12 protein-coding genes are annotated in these 15,788 nt (G+C 69.0%); 8 read left to right on the top strand and 4 right to left on the bottom strand.

What is annotated here, in order from left to right; genetic code table 11:
• Nucleotides 1-45 precede the first annotated feature (45 nt).
• The 4 genes from OX958_RS00735 to OX958_RS00750 are packed head-to-tail and all read left to right on the top strand — an operon-like array spanning nt 46 to nt 5,811.
• Nucleotides 46-531: a DUF4365 domain-containing protein gene (locus tag OX958_RS00735; RefSeq protein ID WP_270134957.1), complete on the top strand. Its 486-nt coding sequence runs from the start codon at nt 46-48 to the stop codon at nt 529-531.
• The gene (locus tag OX958_RS00740) at nt 524-1,639 is read left to right on the top strand and encodes a hypothetical protein (RefSeq protein ID WP_270134958.1); all 1,116 of its coding nucleotides are present in this window, start codon (nt 524-526) and stop codon (nt 1,637-1,639) included. Before OX958_RS00735 ends, OX958_RS00740 begins: the two co-directional genes overlap by 8 nt.
• A 15-nt stretch (nt 1,640-1,654) precedes the next feature.
• A complete protein-coding gene (locus OX958_RS00745; protein WP_270134959.1) occupies nt 1,655-2,278 on the top strand; it encodes a hypothetical protein in 624 nt (207 codons plus the stop codon).
• Nucleotides 2,275-5,811 carry an ATP-binding protein gene (locus OX958_RS00750; RefSeq protein ID WP_270134960.1) on the top strand — a complete coding sequence of 1,179 codons (3,537 nt, stop codon included), beginning with the start codon at nt 2,275-2,277 and terminating at the stop codon, nt 5,809-5,811. Before OX958_RS00745 ends, OX958_RS00750 begins: the two co-directional genes overlap by 4 nt.
• A gap of 208 nt (nt 5,812-6,019) precedes the next feature.
• Here the strand turns inward: OX958_RS00750 and OX958_RS00755 are convergent, their stop codons facing one another.
• The 3 genes from OX958_RS00755 to OX958_RS00765 form a co-directional block, all read right to left on the bottom strand.
• The gene (locus OX958_RS00755; RefSeq protein ID WP_270134961.1) at nt 6,020-6,820 is read right to left on the bottom strand and encodes a metallophosphoesterase family protein; all 801 of its coding nucleotides are present in this window, start codon (nt 6,818-6,820) and stop codon (nt 6,020-6,022) included.
• A 598-nt stretch (nt 6,821-7,418) separates the two neighbouring features.
• The gene (locus OX958_RS00760) at nt 7,419-8,855 is read right to left on the bottom strand and encodes a hypothetical protein (protein ID WP_270134962.1); all 1,437 of its coding nucleotides are present in this window, start codon (nt 8,853-8,855) and stop codon (nt 7,419-7,421) included.
• Nucleotides 8,855-9,682 (bottom strand): hypothetical protein, encoded by an 828-nt coding sequence (locus OX958_RS00765; RefSeq protein WP_270134963.1) that lies wholly within the window; start codon nt 9,680-9,682, stop codon nt 8,855-8,857. The genes OX958_RS00760 and OX958_RS00765 overlap by 1 nt, the downstream gene beginning before the upstream one ends.
• 198 nt (nt 9,683-9,880) lie before the next feature.
• On the opposite strand from OX958_RS00765, the gene OX958_RS00770 reads away from it, so the two are divergent.
• On the top strand, nt 9,881-10,435 hold the full coding sequence (locus OX958_RS00770; protein ID WP_270134965.1) for a MarR family winged helix-turn-helix transcriptional regulator: 555 nt from the start codon (nt 9,881-9,883) through the stop codon (nt 10,433-10,435).
• Nucleotides 10,436-10,513: 78 nt separating this feature from the next.
• Nucleotides 10,514-12,088 carry a molybdopterin-dependent oxidoreductase gene (locus OX958_RS00775; protein ID WP_270134966.1) on the top strand — a complete coding sequence of 525 codons (1,575 nt, stop codon included), beginning with the start codon at nt 10,514-10,516 and terminating at the stop codon, nt 12,086-12,088.
• Between the two features lie 37 nt (nt 12,089-12,125).
• On the opposite strand, the gene OX958_RS00780 is transcribed toward OX958_RS00775, so the two are convergent.
• The gene (locus OX958_RS00780) at nt 12,126-12,734 is read right to left on the bottom strand and encodes a TetR/AcrR family transcriptional regulator (RefSeq protein WP_270134967.1); all 609 of its coding nucleotides are present in this window, start codon (nt 12,732-12,734) and stop codon (nt 12,126-12,128) included.
• A 58-nt stretch (nt 12,735-12,792) separates the two neighbouring features.
• Here OX958_RS00780 and OX958_RS00785 point away from each other — a divergent pair, with 58 nt between their 5' ends.
• Together OX958_RS00785 and OX958_RS00790 are read left to right on the top strand one after the other, a co-directional pair.
• Complete coding sequence (locus OX958_RS00785) at nt 12,793-13,704, top strand: hypothetical protein (protein WP_270134968.1); 912 nt, start codon at nt 12,793-12,795, stop codon at nt 13,702-13,704.
• The gene (locus OX958_RS00790) at nt 13,701-15,764 is read left to right on the top strand and encodes a YhgE/Pip domain-containing protein (protein WP_270134970.1); all 2,064 of its coding nucleotides are present in this window, start codon (nt 13,701-13,703) and stop codon (nt 15,762-15,764) included. The genes OX958_RS00785 and OX958_RS00790 overlap by 4 nt, the downstream gene beginning before the upstream one ends.
• The last annotated feature ends 24 nt before the right edge of the window (nt 15,765-15,788 follow it).

Raw genomic sequence — 15,788 nt, forward strand, 5'->3', positions numbered from 1 at the left:
TCGGTGGCACAGAGCAGGGGGGATGCTTTCGTTGCCGGGGGTCGGATGCTGGATGCGCTTGTTCATCAGGGGAAGTTCGGCGAGGACTACGTGCGGGTGCTGGCCTCCGCGGCCGGTCTGCTGATCTCCCAGGACGACGTCGACTACGACGGCGTGGACTTCTGTATCAAGAAGCACTCCGACCAGGGCTGGTCGCCGCGGATCGAGGTCCAGGTGAAGACCACCTCCCGGCCGAAGCGCCGCGCCGCCGCGTTCGACTTCGACGGCCTGAACCAGTCCCAGTTCAACAAGCTGGCCGGCCCGGACTTTCTCGTGCACCGGTACCTGTTCCTGGTGATCGTGCCGACCAAGGCCGACGAGTACGCCGCGCTGAACACCACCGGCCTGCTGCTCCGGGACGTCGGCTACTACGTCTCGCTGCGCGACCGGGCGCCGATCGAGAACCCGGACAAGAAACGTCACGTTCGGGTGACCGTGCCGACCGCCAACGTCCTCACGGTCACCACCCTGCGGCAGTTGATCGATGGCTGACCTCGGGGTCGGCGCGGTCAGCAGCTACCTGTCGGGCGCCGGCTGGACCCGTAGCGAACAGACCTGGAACGGTGCCGCGATCTGGACGAACGGCGCACAGGAAGTCCTGGTGCCGCCACGCGACGGCCTCGGCGACAGCGCTGCCCGCCTCAAGGATCTGCTGCGCGCGCTGGAGGGTTTCGAGAGCCGGCCGGCTGACGAGATCGCCCGGGACATCGCCTACCCGCTGCTCGATACCACGTCGTACCGGGCTCCCGCCGTTTCCCAGCCGGACGGCTTCGTCCGGCTCGAATCAGGGCTCGAAGCGTTGCAGGGACTGCACGACCTGTTCCGGATCGCCGCCCAGACAGTACTGCGATCCCAGCACTTCGCCGCGGGCAGCGATGCCCTCGTCACCGAACTGCTCAGCGGTATCCATCTCGGCACGACGACCTCCCAGCAGTTCAGCGTCACGCTGCTGGTTCCGCTGGGCGACGAGACGTCGGCAGCACAGCCACCGCCCGGACGCAGGGTGCTGGCCGAGCTCTACGGTGCCGCGGCCGCCGTACGCCGCAGTGTCGCTCGGCCGGCCTCTCCTGGCATCGATTCCCTCCCGGAGTCGGTATCGCCCGGCTTCTGTACGGCGCTGAGCACCTTGGCCGCCCCCGACGGATCCTTCGAGCTCGGTTTTCGCTGGGCTCGTGGACTTCCCTCACCGCTGCCCGACGGCGTGATGGGCTTTCCGCCCGGCAGCGGTCCGGCCCTGCGCGACCTCTCGGAGGAGCTGCGCGGCGACCAGGACGAGCAGCTCCCGGTGGTCGCCGCGGCGAGTCGTGATCTGGCCGGACCGGTGAGCATCCTGGGCCGGGTCGAGGCGCTGCACGACAACGAGATCGGTACCGACCGGTGGCGGGTCAAGGTCCGCGGCGCGCTCCGGGCCGAGAACCGGCCGCTGACCCGCCGGGTGCTTTGGGTCCGGTTACCGGGCCAGGCGGCGTACGACGAGGCGTTGTCGGCGCACCGGAACCACCAGCAGGTCCAGATCGACGGCCTGTGGACCGCCGAGGACACCCACCGCGTCCGGATCATCGCCGACCCCGATGGTCTGCGGATCCTGGAAAACCCCTGACCGAAGGATGGAACTGTGCCTGCTCAACCGCTGAACCTGAAGGAGCGAGCCGTGCTGCTCGCGCTCCTGGCCGAGGCCCGTCCGCTGACCAACGCGGAACTGCGGGAGTCTGCGGGGATCACGCTGGACGGAGCGAGCCGGCTGAAGCTCAACGAGCTCAAACTCGTGTCGAGCAGCAAGGAGGGCCGGGCCTTCGTCCACGAGATCACCGACGACGGTGCGGCCTGGTGCGCGGACGAGTTGACGGCTGAGCGTCCTGAGCGGTCCGGCGCAGGTGGCGGGGCGCTCTACGCGGTCCTTGCCGGCCTGCAGCGCTATCTGCAGCGAACCGGCCAGTTGCTGTCCGACTTGTTCCAGCCGGCTGAACCGGTCGACGACCTCGAGACGCGGGTGCGGACGGCGTACGGCGTACTGAGCTCGAAGTCGGGGTCGTCCTGGGTCGGGCTGGCTGCTCTGCGGGCCGAGCTGACCGACGTCGACCGGGCCGACCTCGACGCGGTCCTCCAGCAGCTCTCGCGGCAGCCAGGGGTGCATGTGCAGGCCGAGGCGAACCAGCAGGCGCTGACCGGCGAGGACCACGAAGCGGCCGTCCGCTTCGGTGGGAGCAGCCGGCACCTGCTGAAGATCGACAACCCATGAGGAACGAGGAGCGAGCCGCGCTGGCCGCGGTCCAGTTCAACTGGGCGGTCACGCCGGACGCCATCTGGAGCCCGGCCGAGCACCACGTCGAAGGCCTGCACGCGAACGTGATCCAGACCGTGATGGCCTCCGTCGGCGCCGCGCGGCGCAGTACCGGCGGGAGTCCGATCGGGATCGCGCTCGAAGGGGAGAAGGGGGTCGGCAAGACCCACCTGCTCGGCTGGGTCCGGCAGCGCGTCCAGGCCAGCGGCGGGTACTTCTTCCTGATCAAGCTGGTGAACGGCGCCTCCTTCTGGGCGAGCGCGGTCCGTGGCGTGATCGACGGCTTCCACGCGGGTCAGGGCGATCAGCTCACCCTGCTGCTGCACCGGCTCGGCGAACAGGCCGGCCTCTCGGAAAGCCTGCAGAGCCGGCTGCGCGGCGAGGCGCCGGCGACGCGGGCGGACCTGGACGCGTTCGTCGCCGGTCTGAAGGAGATCGATCTGCGAGTCGGTACCGAGTGCCAGAACACGGCCCGCGCGCTCGTTCTCTACCGCAGCCCCGACCAGGCCGCTCAGGAAGTCGGCTACAGCTATTTCGAACTCGACGGCGACGTGCAGGACGCAGAGCGCGAGCTCTGGGGTTTCCGGCGTGGCAGCCGGCTGCCGCAGCAGATCCTCGGGGACCTGTCCCGGCTGCTGGCGCTGACCGGGCCGGGCGTCATCGCCGTCGACCAGATCGACAGCGTGATGGCCCAGGTCTCCTCCGGCCGCAGTGACAACGCGGCGAACCAGCAAGCGCGCGTCCGGCTGGTGAACGAGCTCGCCGACGGGTTGATGGAGCTTCGGGAACAGACCCAGCGGACGTTGTCGGTGGTGGCCTGCATCCCGACCACCTGGGAGCTGATCCGGACGATGGCGATCAGTCCGGCCGCCGATCGCTTCCGGACCGTCACCATGCAGAGCCAGTTGCCCGATCCGGACATCGCCGTGGACCTGGTGGCGAGGCGGCTCGCCGGGTTGTACTCCGCCGCAGGCTACGTACCGGCGTACCCGACGTGGCCGGTACTGCGGTCGGCGTTCGACGACGACGGCGCCAGGGACTTCACCCCACGCCGGCTCCTGCAGCGGGTCGACAGTCACATCCGGCACTGTCTCGAGACCGACCGTCTGGCCGAACTGGCCGACTTCGGCGAGGAACCCGAAGCGATCCGGCCGGGCAAGCACTCCGCGCCCACCGGGCTCGGGCGTCTGGACGCGCGATTCGCTGAGCTGCGCGAGGCCGCGGACGTCGACGCGGCGCTCGATCCGAAGAGCGAGGACGCGTACATGCCGGTACTGCTGGCAGCCGCGCTCAGTGCGTACATCGCGGAGCTCGGCGGCACCGGGCAGGAGTTCGAGCTGGATCCTCCGCCGGGCGCCAAACCCGCTCTGCACGCCCGGCTCCGGCGAACGCTCGACGAGCAGACGGACGACGAGATGCACTGGGGCTTCCGCGCCATCGCCAGCGACCACGGCCGCGCGGCCCTGACCCGGCTGCGAGCTGCCCGGACAGAGGCCGGCCTCGAGGTCGGCGTGACGAAACGCAAGCTCGTCGTACTCCGGAACACCCGCTGGTCCTCCGGGCCGATGACGAGCCGGGAGGTCGCCCAGTTCACCGCCGCCGGCGGGCTCTCGCTGCCGATCACGGTCGAAGACCTGAAAACCTTCGCCGCCCTCGACGCCCTACGCCGCCGACCCGACCCAGGCTTCCTGCAATGGCTGGTCACCCGCCGCCCCGCCGGAAACTCAGAACTGTTCCGCCGAGTCTTCGGCGAAGCCACCCAACCCCCACGCCTCCCCGCCGGAGCCCCACCGTCTGCTGATACCTCCGACTCACCACTGAGCCCCACTGGTTCTTCAGCGTCACCACTGAGCCCCGCTGGTGCTCCTGCGTCACCACTGAGCCCACCTGATCTCGAGTCGGCACCCTCGGGTGCAACTCCCCCGCCCAACGCTGATGCGCCTACCGCAACCACTACCGCCGGCGCTGCCACCCCACCTGCAGGTACTTCTGCCCCCGGCTCGCCTGACGCCGCTGCGCCCAACTGGCCCAAAGCCGCCGGCCCCAACCCAGCCACCACTACCGGCGCTACCACCCCACCTGCAGGCGCCGCTGCCCACGCCTCGCCTGACGCTGCTGTTTCTGGCTCACCGCTCGCCGCTGGTGCCTCCGGCCCGTCGCACCCGTCTTCCTCGGCTGGTGACACAACCCGCCGGTCAGCCAACTCCAGTGGTAGCCAACCAGTACCAACGGGACGAACAACCGGCGTACCAGCTCCTGCCGACCCCATCGTGCCGATCGGCATTGGCATCAACTCCCAGCGAGTCTTCGGCGTCCCACTAGTGCAACTGCGGAAGCACACAGTCGCCTTCGCCGGTTCCGGCTCAGGAAAGACCGTCCTGCTCCGACGCCTGATCGAGGAATGCGCCCTGCACGGCGTCTCCTCGATCGTGCTCGACCCAAACAACGACCTCGCCAGGCTCGGCGACGCCTGGCCGACCCCACCCACCGGCTGGCTCCCAGGCGACGAAGCCCGCTCCGACGCGTATCTACGCAGTACCGAGGTAGTCGTCTGGACCCCGCGCCGCGCGAAGGGCCGCCCACTCTCCTTCCGCCCACTGCCCGACTTCGCCGATGTCCTCGACGACGCCGACGAATTCGGCGACGCGGTGGAGGCAGCCGTCGCGGGCCTCCTGCCCCGGGCACAGCTCACCGGCCGCAAGATGAAGACCGGCCAAGCGGTCCTACGGGAGGCTCTCGAGTACTTCGCCCTGGACGGCGGCACCGAACTGACCGCGTTCATCGACCTGCTGACCGACCTCCCCGACGGCGTCAGCCGCTTGCGGAGCGCACACCGGGTCGCCGCCGACATCGCCGAAGCACTCAACGCCGAGACAGTGAACGATCCTCTGTTCGGCGGAACCGGCGAGGCGCTGGACCCCGGGGTCCTCCTCACTCCGGCGAACGGCTACCGAGCCAGAGTCTCGGTGATCAGCTTCGTCGGTCTGCCGGCCGAGGAGCAGCGGCAGAGCTTCGTCAACCAGTTGCAGATGGCGTTGTTCGCCTGGATCAAACGCAATCCCGCGGGCGACCGGCCACTGGGCGGGCTGCTGGTGATGGACGAAGCCCAGACCTACGCGCCGTCGGGCGCGGCGACCGCCTGCACAGCCAGCACTCTGGCGCTCGCCGCGCAGGCCCGGAAGTACGGGCTCGGCCTGGTCTTCGCCACTCAGGCACCGAAGGGCCTGCACAACCGGATCCCCGGCAACGCCACCACGCAGTTCTTCGGTCTGCTGAACGCAGGCGCCCAGATCAGCGCGGCCACCGACCTGGCCAAAGCGAAGGGCGGGCGAGTGGACGACATCGCCCGGCTCCGATCCGGACACTTCTACGCGACCAGCGAAGGACTGGGCTTCGAGAAGCTGCAGGTACCGATGTGTCTGAGCCACCATCCGCAGAGCGCGCTCACCGCCGACGAGGTGGTCAGCCGCGCCCAGCAGAGCCGGCGGTGATCGTCAGCCGGCGGTACCGCGCGACGGCGGAACGGCGGAACGGCGCCAGGTGAGCCGCGCGGCACGGGCCGCACGGCACGGGGGGCGCAGCACGGCGGCACGGCGGCACGGCGCCAGGTGAGCCGCACGGCACGGCACACGCTGCGCGGCACTGGCAGGCACGGGCGGCGCAGCACGGGCGGCGCGGAGCAGGCTTTCGCGCTGGGCGTCAGACGGGCTGGACGGCGGTGAGCGAACGGCGGTGGTAGGTGGGCGCCTCGTCGGCGTACAAGTCGCCGCGGTACACGCCGTGCAGGATCTCGGCTTCGTAGCCGTTGAGCTCGGGCATCCGCAGCGCCCGGGCAACCTCCAGTTCGGCGCGGGCGTCGTACGGAACGCGGACGAACTGGATCGAGAAGGAGGCGTCGTCGAGCGAGTCCGGGACGCCTTCGAGAATCACGTAGACGGGGGTCGGGTCGGACATGCTGTTGCCGACACTGCCGGTGTTGAAGAGAGTGCGTCCCAGATCGACCTCGTAGAAGGCATCGTGGGTGTCGCCGTACCCGACCACGGTCGGTACCGGACCATCACCGGTCGCCTCGGTGTTCTCGAACAACCCGAGAAACTCCTGCTCGTCATGATCGAACCGAACCCGCCGATGAACGCTGCTCGCCGAAGCATGAAAAAGCCTGACCCGCCGCCCACTGAGCAAGAAGTCGTAGCTGAACGGCAACGCCCGCAACCAGGCCCACTGGTCCTCGCGAAGCTCGTTCTTCCACCACTGCAACCCCTCGCTGTCGAACGTGCGCTCCGGATCCGGCAGGAAGTCGTCCCAGTTCCCGAGGATGTTCACCTCACAACGCTCCCGGCACAGATCCACCACCGCACTCCCCCGAGGCCCCTTCCCGACGTAGTCACCAAGATTGAAGATCCGCTCGATCCCCCGCTGCCCGATATCCGCCAGCACCGCCTCCAACGCGGAGAGATTCCCGTGCACGTCAGAGATGAGAGCAATCCGCTGCAGAGCCATAACCCCATCCTCCGTCCCACCAAGGGTCGCCGACCCGGCGGGCGGAGTACCGGTGGGTGAAGCGGCTGCCAGGTCACCTGACAAGTGTTCGACGTCGTACGCGGTGACTTCGGCCGGGCGAGACGAATTGCCGTACCCCCGCTGGTTCGGGAATCCCGAGGAGCTGCGTGCCGTCGCGGTCGGCGTACGAGGTGGGTGGAGGGGTGCAGGGGAGGCGAGGCGGTTGGAGGCGGTGAGGCGAAGAGCATGCGGGCGGGTTGGGGGCGTGCGGGCCGTTCGCGGAGGTACGAGGGGAACGAGGCGGCGTGCGGGCGTTTTCGGGGTACGGGTGAGGCGAGGCGGCACGCGCGTGAGTCGGCGAGGCATCCGTCGGCAGGCAGGATCGCGGCGACCCGGGCAGCGGTCGGCTCGGTGCGCTGCGGCGACCCGGCGGCAGCGGTAAGCACGGTCTTTTGGCCGTCGGAGACGCTGACTCCGACCAGCCCCACGGTAGTCCGGGCCTGTCGGGGTGCCGGTGAGGCGGAGCGGGGTGCCGGTGGTCGGTGATGCCTGTGCGGGTGACTGGTGAGGTGAGACGGAGTGCAGGGGGCGGGGCGGCTTACCAGTTGCCGGTGGGGCCGGTGTGGGAGTCGTGGAAGGAGGTTGGGGATGGAGGCGGGGGCGGGGGCTTAGGGGTGGGGTTGGAGCTGCCTCGGGGAGTCGGCGGGCTTGGGGACCAGCCACCTCCGCCTCCACCGCCCCCGCCATTTCCACCGCCTCCTCCACCTCCACCGCCGTCTCCGCCACCCCCACCCCCGCCGCCACCGCTGCGGCCGCCGCCTTTGGCGGACCTGCTTGAGCGGGAGGAACCTGAGCGGGAACTGCCGGACGGGGAGGAACCGCCGCCGCCGGATTCGCCGGCTGAGTGGGAGGTGGCTCCGGACAGGGCTCCAGCGGCCTTCTTGGATGCGTTCAGGGCGGATCCGGCGGCACCTGCGGCCACGCCGATCGCGCCTGTGGCGCTGCCTCCACCACCGCCTCCACCGCCACCGCCACCGCTGTCAGAACCGCCACCTCCACCGCCTCCACCACCGCGGCTGGTGGAGCGGCGGCCGATGTTGATGGCGCCGGACGCCAGCCCGCCCGGGTCGGCGAGGGCCGCGCCGGAGGCTGAGCCGCCGCCGGCGACGGCTGCGGTGAGGGGTACGGCGAAACGCAGGAGGGCGGGGAGCGCGATGACCGCCATCGCCAGCATCATCAGGCCGGTGAGGACCTGGACCAGACCGTCGCCGGTCCGGTTCATCATGCCGTCGTGGCTCATCCTGATCGCGGCGGCGTAGATCAGCGCCGCGGCAGGTTTGTAGGCGATGAAGGCGAGCGCCCAGCCGCAGAACTTCTTGAACCACGCCTTGCCGACCTCGGTGTTCGTCGCCGCGGCCGCGAGCGGGAAGAGGCCGGCCAGCAGTACCAGCATCGCGGACCGGATCAGTAGCAGGACGATCTGGATCAGCGACGACACCAGCGCCATCGCGCCGGCGAACATCGCGATCAGGATCGGCAGTTTCTGGCCGATCTGCCCACCGTTGGTCACCAGGCCGCTGAGGGCGCTGTCGAAGGACTGGCCGGCCGGCAGCGCGGTGGTGACCACGTGTTTGGAGAACTCGTCCGACCACATCGTCAGCAGTTGCAGGGCGGCCGATCCGGCACCTGCCACCGCAGCGAACAACATCATTGCCTTGAGCAACCGTCGGAGCGGCTCGGCGCGCTGCTCCCAGGCGATCCGCAGCCCGGCCAGCATGATCGCGAGGGTGAAGATCAGTCCGGTCAGCCAGAAAGTGTTGTCCTGCAGGAAAGCGACCGGCCCGCTGTCGGCCCAGCGCTGACCGCTGCCGGTGGCCAGGGTCGGGCTCGGGATGTTGATCCAGAAGGTCGACAGCGAGTGCAGGGTCTCCAGGACGGCCTTGTTCAGGTCTTCCAGCAAGGAGTTGAACTGGTTGCTGATCACCGACTGGAAGCCTTCTTTGACGTGGCAACCGAGATCCATCTTGCTGCACATCAGACACCGCTCCAGGCGACGAAACCGTCGAGGTCACGGTGCTGCGAGTACGGCGCGCCGACCGGGTCGTCGCCCACTGGTGGCACCAGGCGCCAGTCACCGGCGTACCAGGTGAGGGTGATGGTGGCGCTCATGTACTCCGACTCGACCGGCAGGGCGAGCATGATCGTGGCCCGGTCGCGGTCGGCGTCCAGCACTCGGTACCCCGCGAGCTGGGTCGGGGCGGAGGCGCTGTCGGCGGATTCGCGCTTCAGTTGCTCAAGGAGGGCGTCGGTGTCGCGACCGGGCCGCATGAGTTTGCGGGCGGTCGGGACGGATTTGGTTTGATCGGCGAGGGCGGCCAGCACGTTGTACGCCGCGTAGACCGCGCCGGTCGGTGAGTGGGCGAAACAGCGGCGGAAGCCGTCGGGGTCGGTCTTCGCGGGGCCGTAGGTCGCTGAGCGGGGGACGACGACTCGACGGCTGACCTCCCAGCCGTCGCTGGTGGGTGGGTGTTGGGCGGGGATGGTTTGGTCGCCGTCGGGTGGTCCGCAGCGGGTCGCCGTACCGGCCGCTGTGTTTGCGTTGGGCTGGGTGGCGGTGGTCGGGGTTGCGGGTGAGGTCTCGGGCTGCTGAGGGTTTTGTGCGGCGGCGGAGTTGTTGGGGTCGGCAGTTGTGGGTGTGGTGGGTTGGGCGGAGGTCTCGCCCGGCTCTCCGGACACTGCGGGCTGGTCGGAAGTGAGGGCTGTGGTGAGAACGATGCCACCGCAGGCGAGAATCGCTACGATGACGATGGTGGCGGCGATGAACCCGCGTCCGAACGGCGACTGGTCTTCGGTCTCACTCATCGGTTCCCCACTTTCCCCGGGCGGCGTGCTGACCAGGGAAAGCCTGGCAAAGATCGGCCGGACGCCGCGAAAGTTATCCACAGGTAGCGCCGAAACGGGCCTGAGTCACGCTCGATCGGCCATCGATCGGGTCTCGACCTGTAGCCGAAAGGTCACCCCGTGTAGCGAAGTAACCGGGTCAGCTAATAGAGTCCGCGCATGACCATCGCGCCTTCGCTTTGCTCGCCCCTAGCGCTCGCCGATGCAGAACCCACTCACGCCGCGGAACCCTGGGAAAGCGACGTGATCACCGCGTACGGCCTGTTGCGAGAAGCAGCAGCCGAACTCGATCACCTGATGCGCCATTCCCTGAAGCGCAGTGGTCTGCAAATGGCAATGTTCGAACTGTTGCTGCGGCTTGCCCGCAGTCACGGGGAGAAGCAGCGTCTCACCTCACTCGCCCGGGAGCTGACCGTCACCACCGGTGGCATCACCCGGCTGGTCGACCGCGCCGAGAACCTCGGTCTGGTGCGCCGGGAGCCCTGTCCCGATGACGCCCGCGGCTCGTACGCCGTTCTCACGGAGGAGGGAAAGCGGCGGCTGCGCGAAGCGCTGCCGGACCACCTCCTGGAGATCGACAGCCTGTGGATGTCCCAGCTGGCGGACGAGCGTGAACTCGTCCTCGGCAAGCTCCGTCGCGTTCGCGACAACGCCCGTCGCTGGCCCAACGGCCGGCCCAACCTCGGTCCGCTCCCCGCGGCAGACCGAATCTGACCAGTCACCGCATTACCCGCTACTAACGGATGCGGCGCCCGGCTGGTGCCGAGCGCCGCACCGAGCGATTGTTGAGACGTGAACCAACCTCTGGTCCGGTCTCCCCACGAGCTCAGCACCCCCGACGGCAGCGCCCCCGCGCGACCCGGCCGGAGCGGACTCATCCTCAGATCGGCCCTCGGCGGAGTACTTGCCGCCCTCGCGGGCCTGGCAGCCGGTTCGGTGGCCGCCGCCCTGCTCGGCACCCGCCAGACCCCGGTCGTGGCGATCGGTTCGGCCTTCATCGACCAGGTCCCGCCGTGGCTGAAGGACCTCGCGATCTCCCTCTTCGGGACCCACGACAAGACCGCGCTCAAAACCGGCATCCTGATCGTCTTGCTGGCTCTCGCCGCTGTCGGCGGCATTCTCGCCGTACGCCGGTACTGGGCGGGCGCTGCGGTCGTCATCGTCCTCGCCGGTCTGGCCGTCCTCGCCGCCTCGACGCGTCCCGATGCCGGCCAGACCGGCTTCGCCCCGTCGTTCGTCGCCGGAATCGTCGCGCTCCTCATTCTGCGCTTGTTCGCCACCCGGCTGGCGGGCCTGGCCCACGATCCGCAGGACGGCGTCAGCCGCCGCGGCTTCCTGCAACTGTCGGCCGGAGTCACGCTCGGCACGGTTGCGATCGGAGCTCTCGGCCGCGTGGTCGGCGGACGGCGAGCAGCGGTGTCCGACGCTCGCGAGGCGCTGCAGTTGCCGCTACCGCCGAGCCTCGACCCGCCGGCCGGAGTACAGGCCGCTGGAGCTGTTCCATGGGCCACGCCCAACGACAAGTTCTACCGGATCGACACGGCGCTATCGGTGCCGCTGATCATGCCGAGCGACTGGAAGCTGCGGATCCACGGCATGGTCGACCGCGAGCTCGAACTGAGCTTCGAGGACCTGTTGAAGCGCAAGGTGGTGCACAAGTGGGTCACGTTGACCTGCGTGAGCAACGAGGTCGGCGGTGACCTGATCGGGAACGCTCTCTGGTCCGGCGTACTGCTGAAGGACCTGCTCGCCGAGGCCGGACCCGCCGCTGACGCCGACGCGATCAAGTCGACCTCGAAGGACGGCTTCACCGCCGGTACGCCGCTGGGCACGCTGACCGACGACCGCGAGGCGATGCTCGCGTTCGCGATGAACGGGCAGCCGTTGCCGGTCGAGCACGGGTTCCCGGTGCGCATCGTCGTACCGGGGCTGTACGGGTACGTCTCGGCGACGAAGTGGCTGACCGAGATCGAGGTGAGCCGGTTCGACCGGTTCGAGGGGTACTGGACGCCGCGCGGCTGGTCGGCGCTCGGGCCGATCAAGTTGTCGTCGCGGATCGACGTACCGCGGTCGAAGGCCGAGACCGGTCAGGTCACTGTGGCGGGTGTCGCCTGGGACCAGCAGGTCGGCGTCTCGAAGGTCGAGGTCCGCGTCGATGGTGGCCCTTGGCAACAGGCCGAGCTGGCGAGTGACGCGTCGGTGGACACTTGGCGGCAGTGGCACTGGACCTGGGACGCGCCGCGCGGGAACCACGTACTGCAGGTTCGCGCGTTCGATGCCAAGGGCAACCCTCAGATCGAGGCGCAGGCGCCGCCCGCGCCCGACGGTTCGACCGGGTTGCACAGCGTCGACATCAAGGTCGGCTAGCCGCCCGCGATCGTACGGACGGGGCGCCGCGTCGCGGTCAGGCGCGACTGGACACCGCGTCCAGAACCAGCGGCAGGAACGTGTGCTCGAGAGAGCCGGCCGGTACGAGGTCCGGCTCGAGCAGACTCTGCGCACGGGCACCCTCGTGCAGAGCGATCACCAGCCGGACGAACTGCTGCGGCGGCACAGTCAGCCGCAGCCCGCTCGCCTTCGTGATTTCCTCCACCAATTGGGTCAGTTGGTCGCGGAACATCGCGCGCTGCTGGTTCAGCGCCTCAGCAGCCTCGGGATGCCGCAGCGCGTGCAGGGTGAACTCGGTCGAGATCAGGTGCCACTGCCGCTGATCCGGCGCGGTCTCGTCGAGCAGGCCCAGTACTGCGTCCAGCAGGGTTCCTGGCTGATTCGCAAGGTCCGGCAGCAGCGCGGCGATCTGCTCCAGCAGGCGATCCGTGGTCGCCTGGAACAAGGCGAGCACCAACTCGTCCTTGGATCCGAAGTTCGAGTAGAACGCGCCCCGGGTGAATCCGGCTCGGTCGCAGATGTCCTCGACCGAGGCGCCGTGGAAGCCACGCTCGGCGAACACTGCGAGGGCACCTTCGAGCAGCCGGGCCCGGGTGGCTGAGCGACGTCGCTTGGGCGGTTCCATGGCAGTAGGATACAGTTCTGTATTGGATACACAACCGTATTGAACGGGGTTGCTCACGATGGAGCTCAGGGCACACGCGATCAGCGTGCAGGGTCCGCACGCGCCGATGCTGTTGGCGACGTCGGTCAGCGTCAGTGACCATCAGCTGGTCCTGCTCGCGGGCTACCCCGGGCCTGGTCACGTCGCTCTCGCGCTCGGGCTCTCCGGACGGCTCAAGCCGAACGGCGGTGACGTACAGCTGGACGGGTCGACGAACGGGCGAGTACTGCGGCAGCGGGTTGCCGTGGTCGACGCGCCGGGGATCACGGAGCCTGACGACGCGCTGCCGGTGCAGACGGTGGTTGGCGAGGAGTTGGCGATCGCTGGGCTCAAGGCGGGGCGCAAGGCGGTTGCCGAGTGGCTGAGCTCGCATGACTGGGCCGAATACGCCGACCGGCGGTGGGAGCATCTGCCGGTCGCGGTACGGACCAGGATGCTGGCTGAGCTGACGGTGGCGCGGCCGGACGTCAAGGTGGTGATTCTGACGATGCCGGATCGGCTCGGCGGGGACCCGCACGACTGGTACGGCGTGGGGCGGGAGCTGGCGTCTCGTGGGTACGGCGTGATCGTCACGTGTGCCGAAGCGTCGGCGCGGCTGCTGGGTGTCGAGGCGGCGCAGTTTGGGTCGGTGAATCAGCCCGACCCGGTGCAGGTCGAGGCGGCGCAGGTCGAGGCGGTGCAGTCAGAACCGGTGCAGTCAGAGGAGCCAGCGGGGGTCGAGGAACCGGCGGAATCGGCGGAGGCCGAGGAACCCGCGGAACCCGCGGAACCGGCGGACACCGAAGAACCCGCGGAATCGGCGGAGTCGGCGGAATCGGCGGAGGCCGAGGAACCTGCGAAACCCACGGCGAAGGACAGCGAAGTACCGGAAAAGGCCGCAACCGAACCTGCGCCGGCCAGCGAAGCTGACGAGAAGAAGGGCGACGCATGACCTCGATCCGGATGGCGATGAGCGAGCTGCGGCGGCTGACCGCGGGGCGGTTGCCCAAGCTGGCCGTGATCGCGATGATTCTCGTCCCGACGCTCTACGGCGGCCTCTACCTCTACGCCAACCACGACCCGTACGGCCGGCTCGGCGAGGTGCCGACCGCCGTCGTCGTCGAGGACGCCGGTACGACGTTGTCCACCGGCGAGAAGCTGTCGGTCGGTCCCCAGGTCGCCGACGAACTGGTCGACTCGAAGAGTTTCGACTGGCACCGGGTGACGCGCGCCGAGGCGACGACGGGGGTGCAGAACGGGAAGTACGAGTTCGCGCTGGTCCTGCCGAAGACGTTCTCGGCCGATCTCGCGTCGAGCGCCGAGTTCACACCGCGGCAGGCGAATCTCGAACTGCTGACCAACGACGCCAACAACTACCTCGCCCACACGATCGCGAACCAGGTCGTCGCGCAGGTGACCAAGTCGGTCGCTGCGCAGGTGAGCGAGACGGCGGCGAGCAAGCTGCTGGCCGGGTTCAGCACCATTCACGGCCAGATCACCAAGGCGGCCGGTGGCGCCGGGCAGCTGCAGAGCGGACTCACCTCGGCGGCCACCGGAGTCGGCAAGCTGCAGAGCGGCGCGGGTCAGCTCAACACCGCGCAGCAACAACTGGCCGCGGGCGCGACGAAGCTGAACGGCGGGCTCACCCAGGCTTCGAAGGGCGCCGGCGATCTCGCGAACGGCGCCGGCCAGCTGAGCACCGGCCTGACGACGTTGAAGAACAAGACGGCCACCCTGCCGGCCGATACCAGGAAGCTTGCCAGCGGCGCCGATCAAGTTGCTGATGGCAATGAGAAGATCGCCGGCGTCGGTCAGCAGGTCGCCACCGCGTCGAGCACGCTGGTCAGCGACCTGACCACCTTGGATCAGGGCCTGGCGGCAAGGCTCAAGGCGCGCGGCTTCACCCAGACCCAGATCAATCAGGTCCTCACCGAGACGGCGAAGCTACGCACCCCGGTACTGACCGCGAACACCAAGATCCAGTCGACCTCCAAGCAGCTCACCCAGCTGGCGTCGGGAGCGCGGCAGGTCGCGACCGGCGCACAGAAGCTGGCCGACGCCACCCCGGCACTGACCGGCGGCATCAAGAGCGCCGCGACGGGCGCGAGCCAACTCAAGACCGGCGCGACGCAGCTGAAGACCGGTATCGGCACGCTGCAGTCAGGTGCCTCGCAGCTCGCGACCGGAGAGCAGGAGGCGGTCGCTGGCCAAGGTCAGTTGCTGACCGGCGTCAACAGCCTCGCGACCGGTGTCGTCAAGCTCAAGACCGGCGCGACCGACCTGAACACTGCCCTGACCAACGGCGCCAAGCAGATCCCGGACCCGTCCCCCGAAGCCCGCAAGGCGGTCGCCGAGACCCTCGGCGCCCCGGTCGGCCTCAAGAACGACTCGCAAGCCACCGCCGACAGCTACGGCGCCGGCCTGGCTCCGTTCTTCCTCAGCCTCTCCTGCTGGATCGGCGCCTACGTACTGTTCCTCCTGGTCCGTCCGCTGTCGCCCCGCGCTCTGGCCGGGTTGCAGGCGCCGGCCCGCGTCGCTCTCGGCGGCTGGCTCCCCCCGGCGATCTTCGGCGCCGTCCAGGCAGCTCTGGTCTTCACAGCAGTCATCTTCGGTCTGGGCATCGACACCGCCCAACCCTGGCTGACCGTCGGCTATCTGATGCTCACCTCGATCACCTTCGTAGCCATCCTGCACGCCCTGTCGGCCTGGTTCGGCGCGGTCGGCAAGTTCCTCGGCCTGGTGCTGATGGTGATCCAGCTGGTCAGCGCCGGCGGAACCTTCCCCTGGCAGACGATCCCCGCCCCGCTCTACTTCTTCCACCACGTCCTGCCGATGAGCTACGCGATCGACGGCGTACGGCACCTCATGTACGGCGGTCCTGGCAACAGCCTCCCCAAGGATCTGCTGGTACTGATCGCCTGGCTGGCAGCCGGCCTGGTCGCGTCCTCGCTGGCCGCCCGCAAGCAACGTGTCTGGCCGGCAAAGAAGCTTCAGCCGGAACTCGCGCTCTGACCGCTGGTTCCAGCGGATCGAGAT

The organism is Kribbella sp. CA-293567 (assembly GCF_027627575.1).
In the GTDB taxonomy this organism is placed as follows: domain Bacteria; phylum Actinomycetota; class Actinomycetes; order Propionibacteriales; family Kribbellaceae; genus Kribbella.